The 24,359-nt window shown below is 73.7% G+C and carries 18 protein-coding genes and 3 pseudogenes; 9 read left to right on the top strand and 12 right to left on the bottom strand.

Annotated elements, in window-relative coordinates:
• Positions 1-2,171: ATP-binding protein (locus EBN88_RS16430; RefSeq protein WP_267902569.1), on the top strand; the 2,171-nt coding region annotated here is incomplete at its 5' end.
• Between the two features lie 85 nt (positions 2,172-2,256).
• Here the strand turns inward: EBN88_RS16430 and EBN88_RS16425 are convergent.
• A complete protein-coding gene (locus tag EBN88_RS16425) occupies positions 2,257-5,502 on the bottom strand; it encodes a glycoside hydrolase family 78 protein (protein WP_122184635.1) in 3,246 nt (1,081 codons plus the stop codon).
• Positions 5,503-6,144: 642 nt separating this feature from the next.
• Positions 6,145-6,798 carry a TetR/AcrR family transcriptional regulator gene (locus EBN88_RS16420; RefSeq protein ID WP_122184634.1) on the bottom strand — a complete coding sequence of 218 codons (654 nt, stop codon included), beginning with the start codon at positions 6,796-6,798 and terminating at the stop codon, positions 6,145-6,147.
• Between the two features lie 188 nt (positions 6,799-6,986).
• On the opposite strand from EBN88_RS16420, the pseudogene EBN88_RS16415 reads away from it, so the two are divergent.
• The 3 genes and pseudogenes from EBN88_RS16415 to EBN88_RS16405 all read left to right on the top strand — a co-directional run.
• Positions 6,987-7,316: pseudogene (locus EBN88_RS16415) on the top strand (alpha/beta hydrolase); the annotation flags it as partial.
• Positions 7,317-7,404: 88 nt separating this feature from the next.
• Positions 7,405-7,815: a hypothetical protein gene (locus EBN88_RS31250; RefSeq protein ID WP_199742384.1), complete on the top strand. Its 411-nt coding sequence runs from the start codon at positions 7,405-7,407 to the stop codon at positions 7,813-7,815.
• An 80-nt stretch (positions 7,816-7,895) separates the two neighbouring features.
• A complete protein-coding gene (locus EBN88_RS16405) occupies positions 7,896-8,540 on the top strand; it encodes a hypothetical protein (RefSeq protein WP_233580725.1) in 645 nt (214 codons plus the stop codon).
• An 84-nt stretch (positions 8,541-8,624) separates the two neighbouring features.
• Here the strand turns inward: EBN88_RS16405 and nucS are convergent, their stop codons facing one another.
• The gene (gene nucS, locus EBN88_RS16400) at positions 8,625-9,299 is read right to left on the bottom strand and encodes an endonuclease NucS (RefSeq protein ID WP_122184633.1); all 675 of its coding nucleotides are present in this window, start codon (positions 9,297-9,299) and stop codon (positions 8,625-8,627) included.
• A 51-nt stretch (positions 9,300-9,350) separates the two neighbouring features.
• A complete protein-coding gene (locus EBN88_RS16395) occupies positions 9,351-10,835 on the bottom strand; it encodes a cation:dicarboxylate symporter family transporter (RefSeq protein WP_122184632.1) in 1,485 nt (494 codons plus the stop codon).
• A gap of 162 nt (positions 10,836-10,997) precedes the next feature.
• Here EBN88_RS16395 and EBN88_RS16390 point away from each other — a divergent pair, with 162 nt between their 5' ends.
• The 3 genes from EBN88_RS16390 to EBN88_RS16380 all read left to right on the top strand — a co-directional run bounded on the left by EBN88_RS16390 (position 10,998) and on the right by EBN88_RS16380 (position 14,092).
• The gene (locus EBN88_RS16390) at positions 10,998-12,695 is read left to right on the top strand and encodes a sensor histidine kinase (RefSeq protein ID WP_122184631.1); all 1,698 of its coding nucleotides are present in this window, start codon (positions 10,998-11,000) and stop codon (positions 12,693-12,695) included.
• Positions 12,692-13,480, top strand: a complete 789-nt coding sequence (locus EBN88_RS16385; protein WP_122184630.1) for a response regulator — start codon at positions 12,692-12,694, stop codon at positions 13,478-13,480. The genes EBN88_RS16390 and EBN88_RS16385 overlap by 4 nt, the downstream gene beginning before the upstream one ends.
• Positions 13,481-13,699: 219 nt before the next feature.
• The gene (locus EBN88_RS16380; RefSeq protein WP_122184629.1) at positions 13,700-14,092 is read left to right on the top strand and encodes an SCO5389 family protein; all 393 of its coding nucleotides are present in this window, start codon (positions 13,700-13,702) and stop codon (positions 14,090-14,092) included.
• Here the strand turns inward: EBN88_RS16380 and EBN88_RS16375 are convergent.
• Positions 14,053-15,159, bottom strand: coding sequence for an LLM class flavin-dependent oxidoreductase (locus tag EBN88_RS16375; RefSeq protein WP_122184637.1), 1,107 nt, complete (start codon positions 15,157-15,159; stop codon positions 14,053-14,055). The two genes, EBN88_RS16380 and EBN88_RS16375, sit on opposite strands and share 40 nt — an antisense overlap.
• Positions 15,160-15,496: 337 nt before the next feature.
• Here EBN88_RS16375 and EBN88_RS16370 point away from each other — a divergent pair, with 337 nt between their 5' ends.
• Positions 15,497-15,817 (top strand): ATP/GTP-binding protein, encoded by a 321-nt coding sequence (locus tag EBN88_RS16370; protein ID WP_122184628.1) that lies wholly within the window; start codon positions 15,497-15,499, stop codon positions 15,815-15,817.
• A 27-nt stretch (positions 15,818-15,844) separates the two neighbouring features.
• On the opposite strand, the gene EBN88_RS16365 is transcribed toward EBN88_RS16370, so the two are convergent.
• From EBN88_RS16365 to EBN88_RS16355, 3 genes and pseudogenes are all read right to left on the bottom strand, one after another.
• Positions 15,845-16,858, bottom strand: coding sequence for an ABC transporter permease (locus EBN88_RS16365; protein WP_122184627.1), 1,014 nt, complete (start codon positions 16,856-16,858; stop codon positions 15,845-15,847).
• The gene (locus EBN88_RS16360) at positions 16,855-17,988 is read right to left on the bottom strand and encodes an ABC transporter ATP-binding protein (RefSeq protein ID WP_122184626.1); all 1,134 of its coding nucleotides are present in this window, start codon (positions 17,986-17,988) and stop codon (positions 16,855-16,857) included. The genes EBN88_RS16365 and EBN88_RS16360 overlap by 4 nt, the downstream gene beginning before the upstream one ends.
• Positions 17,989-18,120: 132 nt before the next feature.
• Positions 18,121-19,173: pseudogene (locus tag EBN88_RS16355) on the bottom strand (GlxA family transcriptional regulator); the annotation flags it as partial.
• A gap of 72 nt (positions 19,174-19,245) precedes the next feature.
• Here EBN88_RS16355 and EBN88_RS16350 point away from each other — a divergent pair.
• Positions 19,246-19,581 (top strand): cupin domain-containing protein, encoded by a 336-nt coding sequence (locus tag EBN88_RS16350; RefSeq protein WP_122184624.1) that lies wholly within the window; start codon positions 19,246-19,248, stop codon positions 19,579-19,581.
• 445 nt (positions 19,582-20,026) lie between these two features.
• Here EBN88_RS16350 and EBN88_RS16345 read toward each other — a convergent pair whose 3' ends face one another.
• The 4 genes and pseudogenes from EBN88_RS16345 to EBN88_RS16330 all read right to left on the bottom strand — a co-directional run.
• Entirely contained in the window at positions 20,027-20,794 is a 768-nt protein-coding gene (locus EBN88_RS16345; protein WP_122184623.1) for an ABC transporter permease, read from the bottom strand.
• A gap of 3 nt (positions 20,795-20,797) precedes the next feature.
• Complete coding sequence (locus EBN88_RS16340) at positions 20,798-21,763, bottom strand: ATP-binding cassette domain-containing protein (protein ID WP_122184622.1); 966 nt, start codon at positions 21,761-21,763, stop codon at positions 20,798-20,800.
• 90 nt (positions 21,764-21,853) lie between these two features.
• Positions 21,854-22,804, bottom strand: coding sequence for a coiled-coil domain-containing protein (locus tag EBN88_RS16335; RefSeq protein WP_122184621.1), 951 nt, complete (start codon positions 22,802-22,804; stop codon positions 21,854-21,856).
• A 241-nt stretch (positions 22,805-23,045) separates the two neighbouring features.
• Positions 23,046-24,359: pseudogene (locus tag EBN88_RS16330) on the bottom strand (hypothetical protein); the annotation flags it as partial.

Here is a 24,359-nt window from a genome sequence, read left to right as displayed (position 1 = left end):
CGCGTCGCGCGCCGGCCGCCGCCGGAGCCCCCGTGCCCGCGGGAGCCGCCGACGCCGAGCCGGGCCCCCCGCTGCTCGACCGCGAGGAGCAGCGCGCCCACCTGCGCGCGCTGCTCGCCGGCGGCCGTTCCGTCCGGCTGACCGGCCCCTCGGGGGTGGGTCGCAGCGCGCTGCTGGACGCCGTCGCCGAGGACTGCGCCACGCTGGCCCCCGACGGGGTGGTCCGGCTCAACGGCCATCGGCGCACCCCCAGGGACCTGCTCCACGAGCTGTACGCGGCCGTTCACCACGTCAGCAACTACCGCCCGGGGCCGACCGAGTTGTCCGCCGCGCTGCGGGAGATCGGCGCCGTGGTGGTGCTGGACGACGTGGAGTTCGGCGGGGCCGCGCTGGACGAGCTGCTGACCGCGACGCCCGAGTGCGCCTTCCTGCTGGCCCAGCGCCCCGAGGCGCCGGCGCCCGGAGCCAGCTCCGGCGTGGTCGACGTTCCGCTCGCCGGTATCGGCCCGGAGGCCGGCCGCCGGCTGCTGGCGCTGGCCGTCGCCCGGGAGTTGACGCCGGCCGAGGTCGAGTGGGCCGACGAACTGGGCCGCGCCGGCGGCGGCCTGCCGCTGCACCTCGTGCAGGCCGGCGCGGTGCTGCGGTACCGCGCGCTCGGCGGGCGTGGCCCGCTGCCCTCGGTCGACGGCCTGGTCGGCGCCCTGGCCGCCGCGATATCCGAGGGCGCCAGGGAGCTGCTGGTGATCGCCCTGGCGCTCGGCGGCGAGCTGCCCGACCCGGCGGCCCTGCCCGCGCTCACCGGCGACGGCGAGGCCACCGTCGCCTACACGGAGTTGGTCGACTGCGGCCTGCTCACCCGGGTCGGCCCCCGGCGGCGGCTGGCGCCCGGCGCACTGGCCGCGCTGGAGGGCTCCGGGCTGGCCGCCGACGGCGCGGCCCGGATCGCCTCGCTCACCCGCCACTTCACCTGGTGGCTCACCGAGGCGCGGGTCGCGGCCGAGGAGGCCGTGGCCCAGGCCGACGTGCTGCTCGCCGCGCAACGCGCCGCCCAGCAGGCCGGGTTGGCCGCCGAGGCCACCGAGCTGGTCCGCCGCACCGCGCCCCTGCTGGCCGCGGGGCTGCGCTGGGGCGCCTGGGAACGGGCGCTGCGCACCGGGCAGGAGGCGGCCAGGGAGGCCGGCGCCGTCGCCCAGGAGGCGTACTTCCACCACGAGTTGGGCGTCCTCGCCATCTGTGAGGGCCAACTGGCCCGGGCCCGCGCCGAGTTGGAGGCGTCCACGGCGCTGCGCGGCGTGCTGTCCGACGCGGGCGGCGCCGTCGCCGGCCGCCGCGCGCTGACCCTGGTGGACGACCTGACCAGGCCGCCGTCCGCCATACCCGCGCACACCCCGCCCGCCGGCGTGCCCGCCGACCTCATCCAGCAGCCGCCGCCCGAGGTGAACGCGCCGCCCGCCGCCAACGCCCCCGAGCCGCCCGGCTCCACCGAGCTGACCCTGGTCATCCGGGGTCGTTCGCCCGAGGAGTCCGGCGCCACGCTGCGCCAGATGCTCTCCCGGGGGAACCGCCGCAACGCGGTGGCCACCGGCGCCGGCGCGTTGCTGGCCGCCGTGCTCGGCACGGTGGTCGCGCTCGGCCTGACCTCGGGCGACTCCGGGGACGACACGGAGAACGTCACCCGCGACGACCCCGCCGCCTCGGAGGAGGACGCCCCGGTCACGCACGAGACCACGCCCGAGGAGTCGGCCACCGAGGAGACCGAGGAGCCCAGCGAGACACCCTCGCCCACGGAGGAGACCTCCGAGCCCGAGCCGACCGAGACCACCGCCCCGCCGACCACGCCCGACCCGACCACCCCCCAGCCCACCACGCCGTCGGAGTCCGAGGGCTCGGGCGGGAGTTCGGGCGGCTCCGGCGGTGACAGCGGCGGCGGGGACACCGACCCGCCGACCGAGCCCACCGACCCGCCCACCGAGCCGACGGACCCGCCGACCGAGCCGACGGACCCGCCCACGGACCCCACCGACCCGCCGACCGACCCGACGGACCCGCCCACCGACGGCGACGACGAGGGCACGGGCGCCTCCCCGACCTCCACCGAGGAGGCCACCGAACCCGCCACGCCGACGCGGTCCGCCTCCCCCACCGCCGGCGCCTCGGCCACCGCAGGCTGAGGCCCCGGGCCAGGGCCGCGCACGACCGACCCACCGCCCGCCGGGCCGCCGCTGGAACGGCGGCCCGGCGGAACGGCGACCGGGTTCAGCCCGCCGCCACGGCGAAGCGGTACCGACCCGAGCCCGTGGTGAAGACGGCGCAGCCGTCCGCCATCCGCTCGAACGTCGCGCCGTCCCGCTCGACCTGCTCGCCGCGCTCGGCCGGCACCCACACCTCGGCCGTGGCGTTGACCGGCACCTCGACGTCCAGCGTGAACGTCCCGTCCCCGCCCAGCGCCCAGCGGGTCGCGACCGTCCCGTACGGCGAGCGGAACCGCCCCGAGGCCGTGGTGACCCCGCCGCCGGGGCGCGGCCTGACGGTGACCACCCGGAAGCCGGGCGCGCCCGGCGCGATGCCCGCGACGGTGCCGTAGAGCCACTCGCCGACCGCGCCGTAGGCGTAGTGGTTGAACGAGTTCATGTCCGCCGTCTGGAACCCGCCGTCCGGGGTGATCGAGTCCCAGCGCTCCCACATGGTGGTCGCGCCGTTCGCGATCTGGTACCCCCACGAGGGGAAGGTGTCCTGCTCCAGCAGCCGGTACGCGACGTCGACGCGCCCCGCCTCGGTGAGCGTCGGCAGCAGCCTCGGGGTGCCGAGGAAACCCGTGGACAGGTGGTCGCCCCGCGCCTCGACCAGTTCCACCAGCCGCCCCAGGACCGAGGCCCGCAGCGCCGGGCTGGGCAGCAGGTCCATGGACAGCGCCAGCACACAGCCGGTCTGGGTGTCGCCGGCGATCCGCCCGTCCGCCCCCACGAAGGCGGCGTTGAACGCGTCCCGCACCCGCGCGAACAACTCCTCGTACGGCGCGGGATCGTGGCCCAACACCCGCGCGGCGCCGGCGACCAGGGCGGCGGCGTGGGCGAAGTACGCCGTGCCGATGACGTCCCTGGGCGTCTCGTCCTCGACGTTGAGCCAGTCCCCGTACCCCTCGGCCGGCCGAACCAGCCCCTCGCTGTGCTCGACGAGGTAGTCGATCCAGGCGGTCATCGCCGGCCAGTTCTCCGCCAGCACCCGCTCGTCGCCGTAGGCGCGGTGCAGGCTCGTCGGAACGGTCACCCCCGCGTCGCCCCAACCGGCCACGCCCAGGCCGAGTTCGTCCATGGCCGGCGCCACGTCGGGGAAGCCGCCCCGGTCGGGGCCCTCGGCGGGCTGCCCGTCGCGCAGGTCCGTCAGCCACTTGGTGAGGAACCGCGCGGACTCCATCACATAACAGGCGGTCGGCGCGAAGACGTTGATGTCGCCGGTCCAGCCGAGCCGCTCGTCGCGCGCCGGGGTGTCCGTCGGCACGGAGAGGAAGTTGCCGCGCTGTCCCCAGGTGATGTTGCGGTGCAGCTGGTTGACCATCTCCAGGTTGGTCGAGAACTCCATGGTGAACGGCGCCGCCGTGTGCGCCACCCGACCGGTCACGGCCTCGGTGCCCGGGGTGCCGGGAAGGCCGGTGATCTCGACATAGCGGAACCCGTGGAAGGTGAACCGGGGTTCGAAGACCTCCTCCCCGCCGCCCGCGAGCGTGAAGACGTCCTGGGCGCGGGCCGTGCGCAGGTTCTCCGTGTAGAGCCGGCCCTCCCGGTCGAGCACCTCGCCATGGCGCAGCGTGACCCGGGTGCCGGCCTCGCCCGTCACCCGAAGCCTGACCCAACCGACCATGTTCTGGCCCAGGTCGAAGAGGTGAACGCCGGGCCGCACCTCGGCGACGCTCACCGCCGGCAGCTCGCTCACCACCCGGGTCGGCTCGTCCACCATCCGGACGACCTCGGGCGTCGCGACCTCCGTGGGAACGACCGGACGCCAGGCTCCGTCGTCGAAGCCGGGCGCGTCCCAGCCGTGGGCCTCCCGCCGCGCGTCGTACTCCTCGCCGTGGATCAGGTCCGCGACCAGCCACGGCCCGGTGGCGGCGCGCCAGGAGCCGTCGCTGGCGACCCGTTCGACGCGGCCGTCCTGGTACGTGACCTCAAGGACCGTGAGCAGCGAGGGCAGTTCGCCGTACCGCCGCTGCCCGAACCAGGCGATGTGCCCCGCGTACCAGCCGGGCGCCAGCGTGAAACCCAGCGCGTTCTCGCCCGCGCGCACCTGCTCCGTGACGTCGTACGCCTGGTAGGCGACGCGGTGGCGGTAGTCCGTCCAGCCGGGGGTGAGGTGGGCGTCGCCGACGCGTTGCCCGTTGAGCCGTGCCTCGTACAGGCCGAGCGCCGTCGCGTAGAGCCGCGCGCCGGCCACCGGCGCTGAGGGGAGCGTGAACGAACGGCGCAGCAGCACGGGCGAGCGCTGGGCGTGCACCTCGCCCCAGGGGGCGCCGCCCCAGGGCGCGCGCACCCGCGCGGGCTGCCAGCCGTCCGGCTCGAACTCCGGCGCGCGCCACGCCTCGTCCGCCGGTTCCGCGTCGGTGCTCAGCCAGTCGGCCTCGCCGGTGACCAGGCGGCGGCTGGTGCCGGCCCCGGTGGTCACCTCCAGGACGGCGAGCAGCCCCGCCGGCCCCGTGGTCGCGTTGCCGGCCTCGACGGCCAACGCGTTGCGGCCGGCGCGGAGTTCGGCGGTCACGTCGATCCGGGCCGGGTCGCGCCAGGAGTCCTGGTCGGCGACGATCGGGCGGGTGCCGACGGGCACGCCGTTGACCCAGGCGGTGAAGCCGTCGTCGGCGGCCACCACCCACTCGGCGGCGACGACGGGCTCGTCGCCGAGGTCGAAGGCGAGCCGCAGCCAACGGGTGGCCGCCGGCGCCTCGTCGGGGTCGCCGGGGAACCACACCCAGTGCGCGTCCGCCAGCCCCGGCGCGGCCCCCAACTCGGCCGGCGCGCCGACCCAGGCGGCGCCCCACTCCCCGGCCCCGCCGGGCCCGGTCTCCCACCAGGTCGGCTCGCTCCACTCGGAGGCGACGTCGTCGGCGTCCCAGACCCGAACCCACCAGTGGTGACGGCGGCGCGGCTGGGGTGGGGGGCCGTCGTAGGGGACCAGCACGGACTGGTCGGACGGGCGCTTGCCGCTGTCCCAGATGTCCGGGCTGTCGAGCAGCGCGGGGGAACTGGCGACGCGGATCTGGTAGGCGGTCTGCCGTTGGCCGCGCACGGCCGACTCCAACGTCCAGCTCAGCCGGGGCTGTTCGACGTCGAGGCCGAGGGGGCGGTCGGCGTACTCGGTGGTGGTGGAGGCGACGTGGAGCGGCTGCCCGGCGGGGCGCTCGCCGCTGGGCTCTCGGGGACGGGCGGCCGCCGCCGGGGTGAGCCCCGGCAACGGGGCCGCCGCCGTCGCGGCGGCGGCGGTGGTGGTCGCGAGGATCTGGCGTCTGCTGATCACATGCCCCTCCGAGGTAGAGGATGGGGTGGCACGGTCCGCCGGTTAAAACGATTCATCCTGGCGTTAGTTGAACGTAGGGAGGGGCTGGGGGGTCGTCAAGGGGGTTCGCCCGCCGGCGGGCTTCGGGGCGGTGGGGACTGCTCGGCGGTGGGGTGGCCGGGTGGTGACGAGGTCTGGGGAGCCTGCCCGTGGAGGAGGACCAGGAGCGGCTGCGGAACACGTCGGGGGCGAACCGGTTGGGGTTCGCGCCGTTGCTTGAGCGGCACCGGGTCGAGATCCGGGGTGCGTTCGGGTTCCGTGAGTGCGCCGAGGAGGATCAGATCCAGCTTGCCGAGCGGTTGGCGGTGGAGCTGTGCGGGGTGGAGCTGAACCGGGACAGGCTGGCGGAGGCGGTGGTGGCCCGCTGCCGCAAGGACCGGCTGGAGCCGTCGACGCCGGGGCGTGTCGGGCACCGCACGGACGTGGAGATCGACCGGCGGTACACCGAGAACGTCGGCTCGGCGCGGCTGGGCGACCGCCCGGCTGTCCTCCCTTCGGCGCGGCCACATCGACTTCCTCGGCCGCTCCCCCTACACCCGGTCTCCGGCACCGGGCCTGCGGCAGCGGCGCGACCCGACCGCATGGCGCTCGTGAGCCGACGCGTCAGGGGGTCTGGGCCTCGATATGGGCCAGGTGGACGGCGAGGGTCTCTTCGAATGCGGGGCGGCGGTCTGCCCCGAGGGGGCGAATGTCGCGGGCGAAGTGGGCCAGGACGGGGAAGCGTTCGGGGTCGGCGCCGAGTACCGCGACGCGGAACTGCTCCATGCCCTGTTCGTATTCCTTGGGGGGGATGGTGCTGATACCGGCCTCGGAGGTGATCAGCGCGGCGAGGAGGATCGCGATGCGGTGGTATCGCACCGGGACCTCCTCGTCGGGCAGGCCGGACGCGCGCAGGGCCTGCAACAGCTCCTCCATGACCAGTCGGGAACCGGTGCCGCCGGAACCGTAGCGCCCCCACACCGTGGCGAGTTGGGGTTGCTCGCCGAATGCCTCACGGAGGCGCAGGGCCAGGGTGGTGATGCGCTGCTTCCAGTCACCCTCGGGGCGGTAGCCGTCCATGGCGGCCAGCAGGATCCGGTCGGCGACCGCGCGCAGCAGTTCGGTCTTGTTGCGGAAGTGCCGGTAGAGGCTGGAGGAGTCGGTCCCGAGCGCTACGGCGAGTTTGCGCACGCTGAACGACTCGGCGTCGCTCGTGCGCAGCAGTCCCACCGCCGTGTCCAGGATCTCCTCGGTCGACCATCGCCTTCGGCCCGTCATCTCGCCCCTCTCGTCCGGACTCAGCCTACCTGTGCACTTGTTGATGCACGCGCCGCGTGCATAATGAGGGCAACGGGCTGTCCGGTCACAACGACGCACCCGGCGTGCGGCCGGGAGGGGAGAAGGACACATGAGTGAGACCACTGCCGCGACACGGCCACCGGAGCCGGACTTCTCGGCGATCACGTGCGGCTGGACCGACCCGGGCCCTGCCGCAACTGCGGCTCTTCCAGCAGCTCGCCGTCCCGCCGGGAGCCGACGCCCGCGCGGTCTCGCCGCTGTACGCGGACGACCTGAGCGGGCTCGCCCCGGCGCTCGTGGTGGTGCCCACCCGGGACGCGGTCGCCGACCACGGCCGCCGCTACGCCGAGCGGCTGCGCGAGGCAGGGACCCCCGTGCGGCTTTCCGAATACCCGGGAGCGCGGCACGCGTTCCTCACCCTGCCCGGCGTCGAACCACAGGCCGAAGCCGCTCAGGCGGAGATCCTCGCCTTCCTCCGCGCGGCCCTGGCGAAGTGACGGAGGAACGATGACCTCGCCCTCGGACCCGACGGCCCAGCGGTCTCCCGTGACGCGGCCACCCCGTGCGCGAGGGGCGCTCGCAGCGATGTACGTGGGCATTGCGCTCACTGTCCTCGGGACGATCGCCCCGTATGTCGACCGTGGCACCATCCATCTGCTGGCCGATCACATCCGCGCTGGCTATCCCGACTACTCCCAGGCGCGGGTCGACTCGGCCGTCGACACCTACCTGGTCGTGTCGTCCGTCATCGGAGCGCTCGGCGTTCTCGCCTGGCTCACGGCGGCCTGGGCCGTCAGGGCGGGCAAGCGGTGGGCCCGCCCCGTCGCGACCGCGATGTTCGTGCTCGGCGCCAGCGCCGGACTGGCCGGGTTGCTGACCAGGGACACCTCCGGCGCGACCGGACTGCCGCCGGAGCTGGGCTGGGCCGGGATGACTCCCTGTCTGGCGGGCGTTCTCGCGGTCATATCGCTGTGGAGAAGAAGGCGACCGACGTGACGACGGCTCCGTTCGACTCCGCACGCGACCATCGCGAACGCACAGATCCGCACCAACGCGAGCCACGACCACCGCGCACCATGGAGGCCGACACAGTGCGGCGCGTCGGCATCATAGGAGTGGGCGAGATCGGCAAGGCCATCGTCGAGGGCCTGCGCGGCGGGGGCGGTGCGTCGCCGGAGGTCTTCCTCTCTCCCCGGGGAGCCCGCGTCGCCACCGGTGCCCTGATCGTCCGCGCCATCCCACTGCCCGCCGTGCGCGAGCGCCGCTCCGTCACCGTGACCTGCCCCTCGCACCCGGCGGTGGACGCTCTCTTCGAACGGCTGGGCGGGGCGCTCCCCGTCGCGGACGAGGACGCCTTCAACGTCTTCTCCGCACTGACCGGGACCCTCACCGCCCACTACGCCTACCTCCCCACGCTCACCTCGTGGGCCACCGGCCACGGCATCGCCCCCGACGCCGCCGACCGATATGTGCGCGGCCTCTTTCGGAACGTCGGCCGCTCACTGAACGACGAGACCCGCCCTCCGCATCAGCTTGCCGCCGACCACGAGACGCCCGGAGGGAACAACGAGGCGGATTCGCACCACGTGGTTCGATCCGGCCAACGCCGCGGCCCTCAAGCGGGCCCTGGACGGCCTCCTCTCCGATCTGGGGTAACGGCCTCCCGGCTGCGGCTGGCGTCCGCGACCTGGAACGGCGACCCGCTGCACGCCTCGCGCTGACGGACCCGCGCCGTCCCGGGCCTCGCCACGGGCGAGGCCCGGGACCGCGCCGTCGTTCCCGAGGCCCGCCGCAGGCGAGCCCCGTCAGAAGAGGCGCAGCTTGTCGTCCTCGATGCCGCGCAGGGCGTCGTAGTCGAGGGTGACGCAGCGGATGCCCCGGTCCGTGGCCAGGGTCCTGGCCTGCGGCTTGATCTCCTGGGCCGCGAACAGGCCCTGCACCGGCGCGAGATGGGGGTCGCGGTTGAGCAGTTCGAGATAGCGCGTGAGCTGCTCCACGCCGTCGATCTCGCCGCGCCGCTTGATCTCCACCGCCACCGTGCCGCCGTCGGCGTCGCGGCCCAGGATGTCCACCGGGCCGATCGCCGTGGGGTACTCGCGGCGGATCAACGTCCAGCCCTCGCCGAGGGTCTCCATCCGGTCGGCGAGCAGCTCCTGGAGGTGGGCCTCGACCCCGTCCTTGATCAGGCCGGGGTCGACGCCGAGTTCGTGGGAGGAGTCGTGGAGAACCTCCTCCATGGTGATGATCAGCTTCTCGCCCGTCTTGTTGACCACCGTCCAGACCCGGCCGCCGTCCTCCGTCTCCTCCTCCTTGAGGGTGCACGGCGGCGACATCCAGTTCAGCGGCTTGTAGGCGCGGTCGTCGGCGTGGACGGAGACCGAGTTGTCGGCCTTGACCAGGACGAGTCGGGGAGCCATGGGCAGGTGCGCGGTGAGCCGGCCGGCGTAGTCGACCGAGCAGCGGGCGATGACAAGACGCATGGGGGCAGCCTAGAGCCTGTCCCGGGCCGGCCTCGCCGCCCTCCCCGGCCGTCAGCGGGCCGTGGACTCCCCGACGGAGTCGGCGGGTTCGGCCCGTTCGACCGGTCCGTCGGACTGCTTGCCCAACCGGCCGCCGGCCGCACCCTCGGAGCCCCCCGCGCCACCGGCGCCGTCCGCATCGCCGCTGTCCGCATCGCCGCCGGAGGCATCCCCGTCGTCGACCATCGTCGACTCGTCGAACGGCAGCCGCCCGGCCAGCACCTCGCCGGCGCGTTGCCGGTCCAGCTCCCCGGTCCAGGTGCCGACCAGCACCGTGGCCACCGCGTTGCCCGCGAAGTTGGTCAGCGCCCTGGCCTCGCTCATGAAGCGGTCGATGCCGACGATCAGCCCGACCCCGTCGACCAGTTCGGGCCGGTGCGACTGGAGGCCGCCGGCCAGGGTGGCCAGGCCGGCGCCGGTGACGCCGGCCGCGCCCTTGGAGGCGATCACCATGAACAGCAGCAGGCTGATCTGCTCGCCCAGCGACAGCGGGTCGCCCATCACCTCCGCGATGAACAGCGAGGCCATCGTCAGATAGATCGCGGTGCCGTCCAGGTTGAACGAGTACCCGGTGGGCACCGTGATGCCCACGACGGGCTTGCTGATGCCCAGGTGTTCCATCTTGGCGATCAGCCGGGGCAGCGCGGACTCCGAGGAGGAGGTCGAGAGGATCAGCAGGAACTCCCGGCCCAGGTAGCGGAGCAGGGTGAAGATGTTGACGCGGGCCACCGCCCACAGCAGCACGCCCAGGACGAGGACGACGAAGATCACGCAGGTCAGGTAGAAGCCGACCATGATGACCACCAGCGAGCGCAGCGCGTCCGCGCCGGTCTCGCCGATGACGGCGGCCATCGCGCCGAACGCGCCGACCGGCGCCGCCCACATGATCATCGCCAGCACCCGGAAGACCAGCCTCTGGAGGTGCTGCACCCCGCGCAGCAGCGGTTCCCCGGCGCGGCCCATCGTCTGGATCGCGAACCCGGTGAACAGCGCGATCAGCAGCGTCTGGAGGACCTCGCCCTCGGTGAACGCGGAGGCGAACGACGTCGGGATGATGCCCAGCAGGAAGTCCACGGTGGACTCGCTGGCCCCCTCGGCCTGGGCGGCGCCCGCCTCCCGGGCGTCCTGGGTGATGTCGAGCCCGGCGCCCGGCTCCAGGATGTTGCCGACCACCAGGCCGATGACCAGCGCGAACGCCGACATCACCATGAAGTAGCCGAGCGCGAGGCCGCCCACGGCGCCCACCTTGGCGGCCTTGCGGACCGAGCCGATGCCCAGCACGATGGTGCAGAAGATCACGGGCGAGATGATCATCTTGATCAGGTTCACGAAGCCGGTGCCCAGCGGCTTCAGCTCCACCGCGACGCCGGGGGCCACCAGGCCCAGGGTGACGCCGGCGACCACGGCCAGGATCACGAAGATGTACAGGTAGTGCGTGCGGTCGCGCCGTTTTCTCGGCCCCGGAGGGGCGGGCGCGGGGGAGGACTTGGCAGCCACGGTGGGGTCTCCTCGTCGTTGTGGAGTCGGCCTGAGGCACTGCGACTATCCAGGGGGACGTGACGCCCGTCACGGTTGCGTTCATTGAGTTCGCGGCGACGGTCGGCGCCGGCCCGCGCCCGTGGGTTCCGGTGAACGCCCCGGCTGAGCACACTGTGCGCTATGGCTCTCCCCCGCCCGCGTTCGCTGGCCGGCCAGCTCTTCGCCATGCAGGTGCTGCTGGTGACGCTGGTGGTGGCCGGCTGCGCGGTCTTCACCTATCTCAACACCAGGGAACAGGCCGAGGAGGCGGCGCGCACCGAGGTCACCGTGGTGGCGCGCGCCATCGCGGACGCGCCGTCCGTGTTGGCCGCGCTCCGTTCCGAGGACCCGAGCGCCCGGCTCCAGCCCTATGCGGAACGGGTGCGCCAGGACACCGGGATCACCTTTGTCACGATCATGCGCCCCGACGGGGAGCGGCTGACCCACCCCAACCCGGAGCTGATCGGGGAGACCTTTATCGGCCACACGGAGCCCGCGCTGCGAGGCGAGACCTTCACCGAGTCCTACACCGGCACCCTGGGCCCCTCGATGCGGGTGGTCACCCCCGTCTGGTCGGACGGGGAGATCGTGGCGCTGGTGAGTGCGGGGCTGGGCGTCGAGACCATAGGGCGCCGGGTCGCGGACCAGGTCAGTGGCCTGCTGTTGGTGGCCGGCGGGGCGCTGGCGCTGGGCGCCGTGGGCACCTGGGCGGTCAACGTCCGGCTGCGTCGGCACACCCACGGCATGAACGCGGCCGAATTGAGCCGGATGTACGACTACCACCAGGCGACGCTTCGGGCGGTGCGGGAGGGGCTGTTGCTGCTGGACGGGGATGGCCGGATCGCGCTGGTGAACGACGCCGGTCTTGAGCTGATCGGGCTGCCGGACGAGCCGGTCGGCCGGGCGCTGTCGGAGCTGGACCTCTCGCCCGGCCTGGTGGCGGCGCTGAGCGGCGAACGGCCCGTGGTGGACGAGGTGTTGGTGACCGAGGAGCGGGTGCTGGTGGTCAACGCGGCGCCGGTCTCCGGCGGCAGCCGGCGCGGCACGGTGGTGACGCTCCGCGACCACACGGAACTCCAGGAGCTGGCCGGCGAGTTGGACTCGGCGCTGGCGTTCACCGATGCGCTGCGTGCCCAGGCGCACGAGGCGGCCAACCGGTTGCACGCCGTGGTGGCGCTGATCGAGCTGGGCCGGGCCGACGAGGCCGTGGAGTTCGCCACCGCCGAGTTGGAGCTGGCCCAGGCCCTCACCGACCGGGTGGTCGACGCGGTGGCCGAACCGGTCCTCGCCGCCCTGCTGTTGGGGAAGGCGGCCCAGGCCAACGAACGCGGCGTGGAGCTGCTGTTGACCGAGGACAGCAGGATCGACGACGGCGTGCTGCCCAGCGCGCTGCCGCCCCGGGACCTGGTGACGATCCTGGGCAATCTGATCGACAACGCGATGGAGGCGGCCATGGGCGCGGCGGTGCAGTCGGCTGCGGGAGCGGCGGGAGCGGCGGGAGCGGCGGGGGCGGCGGCGAGGAGCGCGGCGGGGGAGCGGGTGGGCGATCCGCGCGCCGGCGCGCGGGTGTGGGTGCGGGCGCGCGCCGACGCGCACGAACTGCTGCTGGAGGTGAGCGACTCCGGCGGCGGGCTGCGCGGCGAGAGCGCCGAGGCCGCCTTCGACTGGGGCTGGACCACCAAGCCGGCCCAGGGCCCGGAGGCCGGCGCGCGCGGCGTCGGCCTGGCGCTGGTGCGGCAGGCGGTGCGCCGCAACCGGGGCGCGGTCGAGGTGGACCGCGCGGCCGGCGGCGGCGCCCGGTTCACCGTGCGGCTGCCGCTGCGGGTGGGCGTGGCATGACCGGGCCGGGAACGGGGGCAGGGCCGGGAGCGGGCGGGGGACCGAGAACGGGAACGGGCGGGGGACCGGGTGCGGGGCAGGGCCCGCCGCCGGTGCGGGTGTTGGTGGTGGAGGACGAGCCGCTGGCCGCCGAGGCCCACCGGGGCTATGTGGAACGGGTTCCCGGCTTCACGGTCTGCGGCACCGCGCGCTCCGGCGCCGAGGCGGCGCGGCTGGTGGCCGGCACCGAGGTGGATCTGCTGCTGCTCGACCTCTACCTCCCCGACGGCCACGGGCTGCGGCTGCTGCGGGCGTTGCGCGGCGCCGGGCACGGCGTGGACGTGATCGCGGTGACCTCGGCGCGCGACCTGACGGTGGTGCGGGAGGGCGTCTCGCTGGGCGTCGTTCACTATGTGCTCAAACCGTTCACCTTCGCGACTCTCCGTGATCGGCTGGTGCGTTACGCCGCCTTCCGGCAGGCCGAGGGCGAGGCGGGCGGGCAGGAGGAGGTGGACCGCGCGCTGGCGACGCTGCGTTCGCCGGTGGCGGCCGCGCTGCCCAAGGGGCTGAGCCAGCCCACGTTGGAGGCGGTGATCGAGGCGCTGCGCGCCGCGCCCGAGGGGCTGACCGCCTCGGTGACCGCCGGGTGCGTGGGGGTCTCGCGGATCACCGCCCGGCGCTATCTGGAACATCTGGTCACCACCGCCCGCGCCGCGCGCGCCCCCCGTTACGGAGGGGTCGGCCGACCGGAGTTGTGCTACCGCTGGCTGGATGAGGAGGGTGAGCGAGGGGTGGCGGAGTGGTAACCGGGTGAGGTCAGAGGCGTCTGCTATGGGGGAGATTCGCCGGATTCGACAGTGGCCAGTTATGTGCCCAATCCACTGACACCCACCCGCCGCGCGGCCTAACGTGAGCGGGGGGTCGTCCACTCGAACGCACGCACGCCGGTGCGGGGTTGGGGTGGTGAAAACCCTCGGGCCAGTCCGCGCCAGACCCCGACTCGGGGGTCGCGAGAGGAGAAACTCATGTCGCTCGACGTCTCACCGGCGTTACTGGAACAGGCCGAGCGGGGCGAGGTGGACGAGAAGGAGTTCGTCGACTGCGTCCGGACGTCCCTGCCCTTCGCCTGGGACATGATCAGCAGTCTGGTGACCCGACTCCAGGTGGACGGCGGCGCGTTCGCCGACAACACGACACCACCACCGGACGAGCACGCGCGCGGCCAACTGCTGCGCGCGTTGGCCAGCGACGCCATCAGGGGTGCCCTGGAGCGGCACTTCGGCGTCCGGCTCGCGTTCCAGAACTGCCACCGGGTCGCCGTCTTCCCGCTCGACGGGGCGAGCGACGAGCGGCTCGCCCGGTTCACCTCGATCCGTGGTCAGATACTCAACCAGTCGCCGGAGCTGCGCGACTGCTGAGTGCCGCTGCCCACGGACGTACCGTTCGCTGCCGCCTTCCCCGCCTGACCGGGGAGGAGCGGCAGCACGTCGTCGGCGAGGCGGCGCACGTTCCGTTCGGTGGCCGCCAGCTCGCCCGAGCCCTCGACCAGCAGCGCGAAGCGGGTGATCCCGGTGCGTTCGCTGGTCAACGCCAGCCGGTCGGCGCAGAGTTGGGGATCGCCCACCGGGTGCAGCTCACACAGCAGCTCGGTGTAGGCCAGCGGGTCCCGCATGGCGCGGGGCGCGCCGTCCAGGGTCTGGTGCGCGGCCAGCCCCTGCCGCAGCCAGCCCGGCAGCGCGCGGCGGATCGTCTCGACGGCCTCCGAGTGGCTGTCGCCGACCTGCCCCACGCCCGCCGCCACATGGTCGGCCGCCGCCACCGCCTCGGGCGGCAGCTCGGCCTGGGCCGCCGACCGGCGCCAGAGCGCCACCATCTCGGCCTTCTCGGCGTCGCCGATGTGCATCCCCAGCAGCATGGGCAGCCCCCGTCGGGCCGCCAGCCGCACCGTCGCCGGCGAGGTGCAGGCCACCACGACCGGCGGCGGATCGGCCTCCTCGGCTGAGCTGGGCACCACCGGCACCGAACGGAACCGGTACCGCGCCCCGTTGGCGTCCACCGCCGGCTGGGTCAGCCACCGCAGCAGCAGGTCGAGTGACTCGGGGAAGTCGCGCTCCAACGCCTCCCGCCCGGTGCCGAAGACCTCCAGGTCCACCCAGGGGCCGCCGCGCCCCACGCCCAGCGTGAACCGCCCGCCCGAGGTCAGGTGGAGCAACGTCGCCTGCTCGCCGAGCGCCACCGGGTGCTGCGTGGACAGCACGCTGATCGCGGTGCCGACCCGGATGCGGCGGGTGCGGCCGAGCAGCAGCGCGGCGAGCGTGGTCGCCGAGGGGCACAACCCGTAGGGAACGAAGTGGTGTTCGGCCAGCCAGACCGTGTCGAGCCCGACCTCGTCGGCGACCTCGGCGGAGCGGACCGCCCGGTCGAGGGCCTCCCGCTGGCTCTGCCCCGGGTACTGGCCGGCCAGCACAAATGTCCCTATCCGTATCGTCGACATGGCGTCCGCCCTCCTCGCGGCCCGGCACGGGCTCGCCGTGACCTGCCTCGTTGCCGTTCTCCCCATGGGCCTTAACGCATGACACGTGCCAAGGGCACGGGACGGCGGCAGGTTTTTCCGATGATCATCAATGGGCCTGGTCGGGGGCCCGCGTAAACTCGGTTGCGTAGCCGGCTCTCCTGCGCTCCACCGATCCGTCCCGCCGCACCCCCGCACCGGCGTTCCCGCTCCGCCGCCGCCGGTCGGCCCCGGCGGTCGGCCCCTCGGCGCGCGCCGCCCGAGCCGGCCACGCCGTCAGCCGAACCGCCGAGCCAGGTCGAGGTGTTCCGTGTCCCCGCGTCGCAACCGCCCGCGCGGTCGTCAACAACCGCCGTCGGGCGGCGAAGGGCCCCGCGAGTACGGCCTGGAACGCACTGACGAGTGGCGTGGCGAGGAGTGGGTGGTGCGCGGGATCACCGGCGCCTCGGCCGCCAAGCACTACCGTTGCCCGGGCTGCGACCAGGAGATCCCGCCCGGCGTTCCGCACGTGGTGAGCTGGCCCAGGCTGGGCGCGGTCGAGGACCGCCGGCACTGGCACCGCGCCTGCTGGAACGCGCGGGACCGCAGGGGCGCGCGGCCCCTGCGGTCCCGTAACGCGCCGCGCTACTGAGGCGCGGTCTCGCCCCGTTCGGCCGGTTCAGACGTCCGACGTGGTCAGCCGCGCCAGGGCGGCGATCATCGCGGCCGCCGTCACCCCGGCCAGCAGCCCCAACATCGGCCAGCCGGTGGCCGTCTCCCCGATCATCGGGATGCGGAACAGCGAGGCCAGCCCGTTGAGCGGCGAGTACTCGATCAGCTTGTCCCGGAAGTCCCGCAGGCTCTCGCCCACCATGAACAGCGCGACCAGCAGCGGCACCAGCACCACGCCCAGCATGGTGGTGATCGCGCCAGCCGAGTGCCGCAGCAGGGTCCCGACGGACAGCGCCAACAGCCCCAGCAGCGCGACATAGAGCGAGGCCCCGACGGTCGCGCCCAGCCAGTGCCCGCCGGTAGCGACGACCTCGCCGTTCTCGATCGACCCCTCCATATAGGGATCGTCGTAGTCGTAGGAGGGCACCACCTGATCACTCAGCATCGAGGAGTGAATCAACGCGGTCAGGCCGGTGGCCAACAACGTGACGGAGAAGGCGAGAACGAAGAAGACCAGCGCCTTCGCGATCAACACCCGGGACCGCTGCGGGCAGGCGGTGAGCGTGGTCCGGATCATGCCCGTCCCGTACTCGGAGGTGATCACCAGCACGCCCAGCGTGATCACGCACAGCTGCCCGAACATCAGGCCGAAGAAGCCGCCGGCCAGCAGCGGCATCCCCACATAGTCCTCGGCGCTCAGCGCGGCCGCGAAGGCCAGCCCGATGCCGACGGTCAGCAGCACCGTCAGCGCCAGCGTCCACACCGTGGAGCGAACGGTCCGGATCTTGGTCCACTCCGAGGCGATGGCGTGCCCGAGATGGGTGGTCACCACCGGGATCGGCGAGCTGTAGCCGGGCCCCGACTGCTGCTGCCCTGGCCCCGGCACCTGCGGCGGCTGCTGGCCGGGGGCCTGACCCGGCTGAACGGGCGGCTGCCCCTGCTGGTGCGGCGGCGGAACGTGCGGCGGCGGCGTCGCCGGCGCGTGCTGGGGGGCCTGCTGGGGCGGCGGGGGAGTGCTCATCGGGCGTCCTCGGGGCGGTACGGGGCGGGGGGTGTGGCCTGGTGGGGCACGACCGGCGGACCGGCCGGCACCGGGGCGCCGGGCGGGGGCGCGCCCCAGCCGGGCTGCGGCGGAGGGTAGCCGCCCGGCTGGGGCGGGCCGATCCCGACGACCGGCTCCTGGTACCCGCCGTACGGCGGCTGCGGCGGGCCCTGGAGCCCGGCGCGCTGGTCGGCCGTGGAACGGAAGTCCACCGCGCCCTGGGTCATCCGCATGTACGCCTCCTCCAGGGAGGCGTGGTGCGGCGACAGCTCCCACAGCCGCACGTCGACCCGGTGCGCCAACTCGCTGATCCTGGGCAGCTCCAGGCCCGTGACCTTCAACGTGCCCTCCGGCTCGGCCAGCACCTGCCCGCCGTCCTCGGTGAGCGCCCGGACCAGCGTCTCGCGCTGCTCCTCCTCCCCGTCGGGCGTGCGCACCCGCGCGAAGCCGGTGGAGTTCTGCTCGATGAACGCCCGCACCGGCAGGTCGGCCATCAGCTGACCCCGGCCGATCACGATCAGATGGTCGGCGGTCTGGGCCATCTCGCTCATCAGGTGACTGGAGACAAACACCGTCCGACCCTCACCGGCCAGCCTGCGCATCAACTCGCGCACCCAGCGAATGCCCTCCGGGTCCAGACCGTTCACCGGCTCGTCGAAGAGCAACACCTGTGGGTCGCCCAACAGGGCCGCCGCGATGCCGAGCCGCTGCCCCATGCCCAGCGAGAAGCCCTTGGAGCGCTTCCCGGCCACCTGCGTCAGGCCGACCACGTCCAGCACCTCGTCGACCCGGCGGGCCGGAATCCCCGAGAGCTGTGCCAGGCACAGCAGATGGGACCGCGCGCTGCGCCCGCCGTGCTTGGCGTTGGCGTCCAGCAGCGCGCCCACCTGCCGTGGCGCGTTGGGGAGTTGCCGATACTGGTAGCCGCCGATGGTCACCGTCCCGTTGCTGGGGGTGTCCAGGCCCAGAATCATGCGCATCGTCGTGGACTTCCCGGCGCCGTTCGGGCCGAGAAAGCCGGTGACCTTGCCGGGCTGCACCCGGAAGGTCAGGTTGTAGACGGCCGTCTTCGAGCCGAAGCTCTTGGTCAGGCCGGTTGCCTCGATCACTCTGTTTCACCCTGCTTCTCGGCGCCGTCTCGGGGCCGTCTCGGGGCCTCGTCCCCGGGCTTGCCCTGGAGGGGCTAGGGGCACGCGGCCCCGAACCGCCCCCGCTCCGGGAGACCCTAGTGGCAAAGGCTCACGGTCAGGCAAAGCCTCTGTCCCAACCCCGCACCAGCCGCCGCCGGCCGCGTCGCCCCCGGGCTCCCCGCGCTCGCCGAACGTGCGCCGGTAGGCACCGGGCGTCACGCCGAACGCGGAACGGAAGCGCCGCCGCAGGTTGACGGCCGAGGAGAGGCCGACCCGCACCGCGACGGCCTCCACCGGAAGGTCGGTTCGCTCCAGCAACGCCCGCGCCGCGTCCAGCCGTTGCCGCAACAGCCACTGGCCCGGGCTGGTGCCCAACTGCTCCTCGAACCGGCGCGCCAGCGTGCGCCCCGAGACGCCGGCGCGCGCGCCGAGCCGCTCCAGCGACAGGGGCGCGTGCAGGTTGTCGAGCGCCCACTCCAGCAACGGCGCCAACGATTCGGGCGCCGCGCGCCCCTCCGAATACGCCGGCCGGACCGCGTACTGGAGCTGGCTGCCCTCCCGGTGCGGCGGCAGCACCATGCTCCGGGCGACGGCCGCCGCGTGGGCCGAACCGTGGTCGGCGCGCAGCAGATGCAGGCACAGGTCGATGCCGGCGCCGCTGCCGGCGCTGGTCGCGACGTCGCCGTGGTCGACGTAGAGCACATCGGCGTCCACCCGCACCCTCGGGTACTCGGCGGCCAGTTGGGCGGTCCGCCGCCAGTGCGTGGTGGCGCCGCGCCCGTCGAGCAGGCCGGCCTGCGCCAGCACGAACGCGCCGGTGCAGATGGACACCACCCGCGCGCCCCGCGCGTGCGCCGCGCGCAACGCGCCCAGCACCGCGTCCGACACCACCGCGCCCGCCGGAAGCCACCCGGGAACCAGCACGGTGTCCGCCGAACGCAGCGCGCCCAGGTCCCGCTCGACGAGCACCGCGTGCCCGGCCGTGGTCCGTACCGGCCCCGGCCGCTCGGCGCAGACCTCGAACGCGTAGTGCTGCGGCAGCCCCTCCCGCGCCGTGCCGAACACCTCGACGGCGCAGGCGAGTTCGAACGGCGAGTGCGGCTCGTTGAGCACCGCCACCACCCGGTGGAGCGGGCCGGCGGGCGGGGACGCTGCTTCGGACATGGCAGGAATGTATCCAACGACGTCAATCACGACACTGCCGGGAGGGCGGGCGCCGGGAGCAGGGTGGATCTCATGAGCGAGAGCATGGACGGACAACTCAAGAACACGGTCTCGGTCGAGGACGTCACCCCCGTCGAGATCGCCCCCGGCATCCTGCGCCGCCCCCTGCCGCGCACCCCGCACGCCGCCGGCTGGCTGATCGACTTCGGCCCCGGCACCGAGTGGCCCGAGGTCGACCACCACGCCACGGAGGAACGCTACTTCGTGCTCAGCGGCGAGATCATCGACGGCGGAGACCGCCACGGCCCCGGCTCCTATGTCGTCTTCGCGCCGGGCAGCAGCCACCGGCCCAGGTCGGAGACGGGCGGCCGGATGCTGGGCATCACGGTGTTCTCTTCGGGGAGTTGATCTTCGCCCACCCGCCCGCCCCCTTGCCTGCGGCGCTTCCGGGAGGTGGTCACGGAGGCGACCGCCGTCGCGGGCGGGGCTCTTTTTCCCACCCACCCGCCCCTTCTTGCCTGCGGCCTCGCCCCTCCGCGCGGCGGTGACGTGCGGCACGGCAACGGCGGCCAGTTGCCGCCGCGTTGACCTCGGCGCCCCCAGCCCGTCCGGGGCACCGCGATCAACGACCGCAGCCGCGCGCTCCGTTCGGCAGGGCCGCAGGCAAAGGGGGCGGGCGGGTGGGAACAACAAGCCCAGGCCGGGACGGCCCGCACCTAAGCGACCACCCCCCGGAAGGGCCGCAGGCAAGAAGGGGCGGGTGGGTGGGAACAAGAAGGACGGCAGTCGCCTCCGCGACACCCCCCGGAAGCGCCGCAGGCAAAGGGGCGGGCGGGTGGGGCGGAAAACCCCGTCACGCATCGCGCCTCCGCAGCACGAACCACCCCGCCGCCACCGCCGCCGCCACCCAGGCCAGCATGATCAGCAGCCCGACCCACGGCCCGTAGGGCCACCCGCCGTCGTCGATCACGGCCATCACGCGGGAGCCGGCCTGGTCGGGGAGGTAGTCGCCGACCTTCTCGGTCGCGGGCACGTTGGCCAGGATGTTGGAGATCATGAAGAAGAACGGGATCTGCACCCCGAACGACAGCAGCGCGCTGCGCAGCACCCAGGTCAGGCCCATCGCGAAGAGCGCGATCAGCCCCATGTAGAGGCCGGTTCCCAACACGGCCCGCAGCACGCCGGGTTGGCCGAGGTCCGTGCGGTGGTCGCCCAACATCAGCTGGCCCAGCAGGAACGCGGCGAAGCTGGTCACCATGCCGACCGCCAGGGCCAGCGCCGTCGCCACCGCCAGCTTGGCCGCCAGCAGTTCGCCGCGCACCGGCACCGCCGCCAGCGAGGCGCGGATCATCCCGGTGCCGTACTCGTTGGAGACCACCAGGATGCCGAAGGCGATCATCGCCAGCTGCCCGAGCGAGGTCCCGGCGAAGCTGATGAAGGTCGGGTCGAAGGTCAGCCGCTCCTCCCGGGAGAGGTCGTCGAAGCCGTTGTTGAGCAGCGCGCTGATCAACATGCCCAGCGCGACCGTCACCACCAGCGCGCTGGCCAGCGTCCAGACCGTGGCCCGCACGGTGCGGATCTTCGTCCACTCCGACAACAGCACCCGACGCGCGTGGGACACGGCTCAGCCCTCCCAGCCCTGGCGGCTCCCGGCACCCCGGCGGTCCTCGGCGCCGTCGCGCGCCTGGTACTCGACGGCCTGGCGGGTCAACCGCATGAACGCCTCCTCCAACGAGGCCCGGTGGTGGCAGAGTTCGTGCAGCACCAGGCGGCGTTCGGCGGCCAGTTCGCCGACCGCCACCGTCTGGTCGCCCTCCAGGTCCAACGCCCCGTCCGCGCCCGGCCCGCTCGCCGGGGTGGCGGCGAGCCCGGCGGAGTTCAGCGCGTCCAACAGCCGTTCCCGGTCGGGTGAGCTGACCCGCGTGTAGGAGCGGGCGTTCTCCTCGATAAAGCCCGCCATGGACGTGTCGGCCAACAGCTGCCCCTGACCGATCACGATCAAATGGTCGGCGGTCAGGGCCATTTCGCTCATCAAATGGCTGGAAACAAAGACAGTTCGTCCCTCCGCCGCCAGTCTCCTGAGGAGATTGCGCACCCAGTGAATGCCTTCCGGATCAAGGCCGTTCACCGGTTCGTCGAAGATCAGAATGCGCGGATCGCCCAGCAGCGCGCTGGCGATGCCCAGGCGTTGCCCCATCCCCAGCGAGAAACCCTTCGGCCGCTTGGCCCCCACCTCGCCGAGGCCCACCAGATCCAGCACCTGCCCGACCCGCCGCCGGGGAATGCCGTTGCTCTGCGCCAGACACAGCAGATGGTGGAACGCGGTCCGCCCCGGGTGCACGGCCCGCGCCTCCAACAGCGCGCCGACCACCGTCAACGGGTCGGTCAGCCGCGCGTAGGGGCGGCCCTCCACCAGCGCCCGCCCGGCCGTCGGGTGGTCCAGGCCCAGGATCATCCGCATCGTGGTGGACTTCCCCGCGCCGTTGGGCCCGAGAAAGCCCGTGACCTGACCGGGCCTGATCACACAGGTCAGCTCCCGCACGGCGGTCTTCAGGCCGTACCGCTTGGTCAGTCCCGCCAGCTCGATCACAGCTCCGACGCTAGAACGGGCCGGGGCCCGCCGCCCGGTGGAGGCGGCGGGCCCTGGCCCGTTGGGGTGAGCGCGGAGCGGGTCGGCGGCTCAGCGGGACTGCTGGGCGGGAACGCCCTGGCTCAGCCCCTCGTCGCCGTCGTCCGTGTCGCCCAGCGAAGCGGCCGCCACCTGGGCGCCGGTCAGCGTGGCCAGCATCTCGCGGACGTTGGTCAGCTGGGCGTTGATGCTGTCCCTGCGGTTGGTCAGGGCGGCCAGCTCACGCTCGGACTCGCTGCGGATGCGGTCGGCCTTGGCATTGGCGTCGGCCACGATGTCCTCGGCCTGCCGCTGCGCGGTCTCCACCGTCTGGCGCGCGCGCCGCTCGGCGTCGGTGCGGAGCTTCTCCGCCTCCAGGCGCAGCTGCTCGGCGCGGTGCTCGATCTCCGCAAGCCGCTTCTCGGCCTTGGCCTGACGGGACGCCAGGTCACGCTCGGACTGCTCGCGGCGCTTGGCCAGGTTGGTCTCGAAGTCGGCCGCCGCCTGAGCCGCCTTGGCGCGGGTGTCCTCGAAGAGGGCGTCCGCCTCCTCGCGCTTGGACTGGGCGTCCTTGTCGGCCTCGGCGCGGGTGGCCGCGGCCTCGCCCTTGGCCTTCTCGATGATCCGCGCGCCGTCCTCCTCGGCCTTCGCCCGGCGCTCCGCCGCGTACGCCTCGGCGTCGTTGCGCACCTGCTGGGCCGCGCCCTCCGCCAACTCGCGGTGCTGCTCGGCCGACCTGCGGGCCTCCTCGCGCAGGTCCTTGGCCTCTTCTTCCGCGAGCCGCAGGATCTTCTCGACGCGCGCGCCGAGACCGGCGTAGGACGGCTCGGAGTCGGTGATCTGCGCCTGGGCGTTCTGCGTTTCGAGGTGCAGCTCCTCGATCCGCTTCTCCAGGGAGGTGATGCGCGCCAACGCGCCGTCGCGATCCGCGACGAGCTTGGAGATGCGGTCCTCCACCTGCCCGCGGTCGTAGCCACGCCGAACCAGCTCGAAGCCGAATGGGGAAGAGGAAGTGTCGCTCATGGGGTTCCTGTCGATTCAGACGGGTGAGTGAGTAGGGGATCGGGGCTTGGCGTTCTGCGCTTCGAGGTGTGGCTCCCAAGTAAGGTGAATCAACGGTCGATTCGGTACGGGGTCCGTGCCCTCGGAGGCTTCATCCTAGGGGGCGCGCCGGCGTGTCTACGAGCGAATCCCGGCACCCCGTGGAGAATGTTCGCCGCTTCCGCCCAATCGTGTGGCCGAGCCGCACGCGCGATCGCGCGGCTCAGCCGCCCGGGCGTTTCCCGGCGGGGCGGCCCGGGCCGGCGCCGGCGCCGGCCGTGACCGAACCGGGCTGCCCCTTGGCGGACTTGGCGGTCCCGGCCGGTTTGGGCGCCTCGAAGGACTCCAACGCCTCCAACATGTCCTGCACGCGGGAGATCTCGGCGTTGATGTCCTCACGCCTGCGGGCCAGCTGTTCCAGCTCACGCTTGCCCTCCTCCACCATGCGGGTCGCCTCCCGCTCGGCCTGGACGCGGGCCTCCCGCGCCTCGGCCAGGGTGGCCGTCCGCTGTAGCTCCGTCTCCTTCAGCAGCGCCTCCGCCTTCCGCACGGCGGCGATCCTGACCTTGCCCGCCTCGGCGTTGGCCTCGGCCATGATCTTGGCGGCGGCCTCCCTGGCCTCCTCGCGCTGCTCCTCGGCCGCGCGCATCAGCTTGTCGACGCGTTCGCCGGCGGCCCTCGCCTGCTCGGCGGACTCGCGCCTGGCCCGGTCGTGCAGCTCCTCCACCTCGGCCTCGACCCGGCGGCGCAGCTCCTCGGCGCGCTCCCGGATCGCCGCCGCGTCCCGACGCGCCTCCTCCAGCAGGGTGTTGGCGTCCTCGCGGGAACGCTCCACCAGCTCGGCGCCGGACGCCTTCGCCTCGGCGAGCACCCGGTCCGACTCCTTGCGGGCGGCGGCCACCATGCCGTCGGCCCGCTTCTCCGCCTCGGCCGTCAGCCGCTGGGACTCCTCGGTCGCCCTGGCCACCAGCCGGTCCGCCTGCTCGGCGGCCCCGGTGCGGCGCCTGGCCGCGTCGGCCAGCGCGCCGTCCCGCACCGCCTCGGCGTCGGCCCGCACCCGCGCGGCCTCCTCCTCGGCCGCCCTGCGGGCCGCCTCGGCCTCGGCGATCGCCTCCGTGACGGTCCGTTCGGCGAGCGCGGCGGCGGCCTCCTTCTCCTCGGCCGACTCCCGCAGCACCCGGGCCGCCGCCTGCTCGGCCTCGGCCCGGTGGGTCGCGATCTCGGCCTCGGCCTCCTCGCGCAGCCCGGCCACCGAGTCCCGCACCTGCTGCGCCTTGTGCTCGGCCGCCGAGACCAGCGTCTCGGCCCGCCGCTCCGCCTCGTCGAGGCGGGTGCGCGCGGTGGCGAGCAACTCCTCGCTCTGCTCGTGCGCCTGCGAACGCTCCTGGTGCGCGGCGTCCCTGGCCTCGGCCAGGAAGCTGTCGCCCTTGGCCCGCAGCCGGGCCGCCTCCTCCTGCGCCGCCGCCAGCGCCTCGGCCGCCTCGCTCGCGGTCCGCTCGGCCGCCGCCGCCGCGTCGGCCCGCGCCCGGTCGGCCGC

This window comes from Streptomyces triticirhizae (genome assembly GCF_003696235.1).
GTDB lineage: Bacteria > Actinomycetota > Actinomycetes > Streptomycetales > Streptomycetaceae > Streptomyces > Streptomyces triticirhizae.
The sequence above is the reverse complement of the archived record's forward strand: the minus strand, read 5'-3'. Positions and strand labels throughout refer to the sequence as shown.

Coding starts and splice junctions, on each gene's coding strand:
- EBN88_RS16420 (WP_122184634.1), bottom strand. CDS start 6,798: ATGACGGGCCGAAGGCGATGGTCGACCGAGGAGATCCTGGACACGGCG.
- EBN88_RS16405 (WP_233580725.1), top strand. CDS start 7,896: ATGGAGGCCGACACAGTGCGGCGCGTCGGCATCATAGGAGTGGGCGAG.
- EBN88_RS16365 (WP_122184627.1), bottom strand. CDS start 16,858: ATGAGCACTCCCCCGCCGCCCCAGCAGGCCCCCCAGCACGCGCCGGCG.
- EBN88_RS16380 (WP_122184629.1), top strand. CDS start 13,700: ATGTCGCTCGACGTCTCACCGGCGTTACTGGAACAGGCCGAGCGGGGC.
- EBN88_RS16350 (WP_122184624.1), top strand. CDS start 19,246: ATGAGCGAGAGCATGGACGGACAACTCAAGAACACGGTCTCGGTCGAG.
- EBN88_RS31250 (WP_199742384.1), top strand. CDS start 7,405: ATGTACGTGGGCATTGCGCTCACTGTCCTCGGGACGATCGCCCCGTAT.
- EBN88_RS16335 (WP_122184621.1), bottom strand. CDS start 22,804: ATGAGCGACACTTCCTCTTCCCCATTCGGCTTCGAGCTGGTTCGGCGT.
- nucS (WP_122184633.1), bottom strand. CDS start 9,299: ATGCGTCTTGTCATCGCCCGCTGCTCGGTCGACTACGCCGGCCGGCTC.
- EBN88_RS16390 (WP_122184631.1), top strand. CDS start 10,998: ATGGCTCTCCCCCGCCCGCGTTCGCTGGCCGGCCAGCTCTTCGCCATG.
- EBN88_RS16385 (WP_122184630.1), top strand. CDS start 12,692: ATGACCGGGCCGGGAACGGGGGCAGGGCCGGGAGCGGGCGGGGGACCG.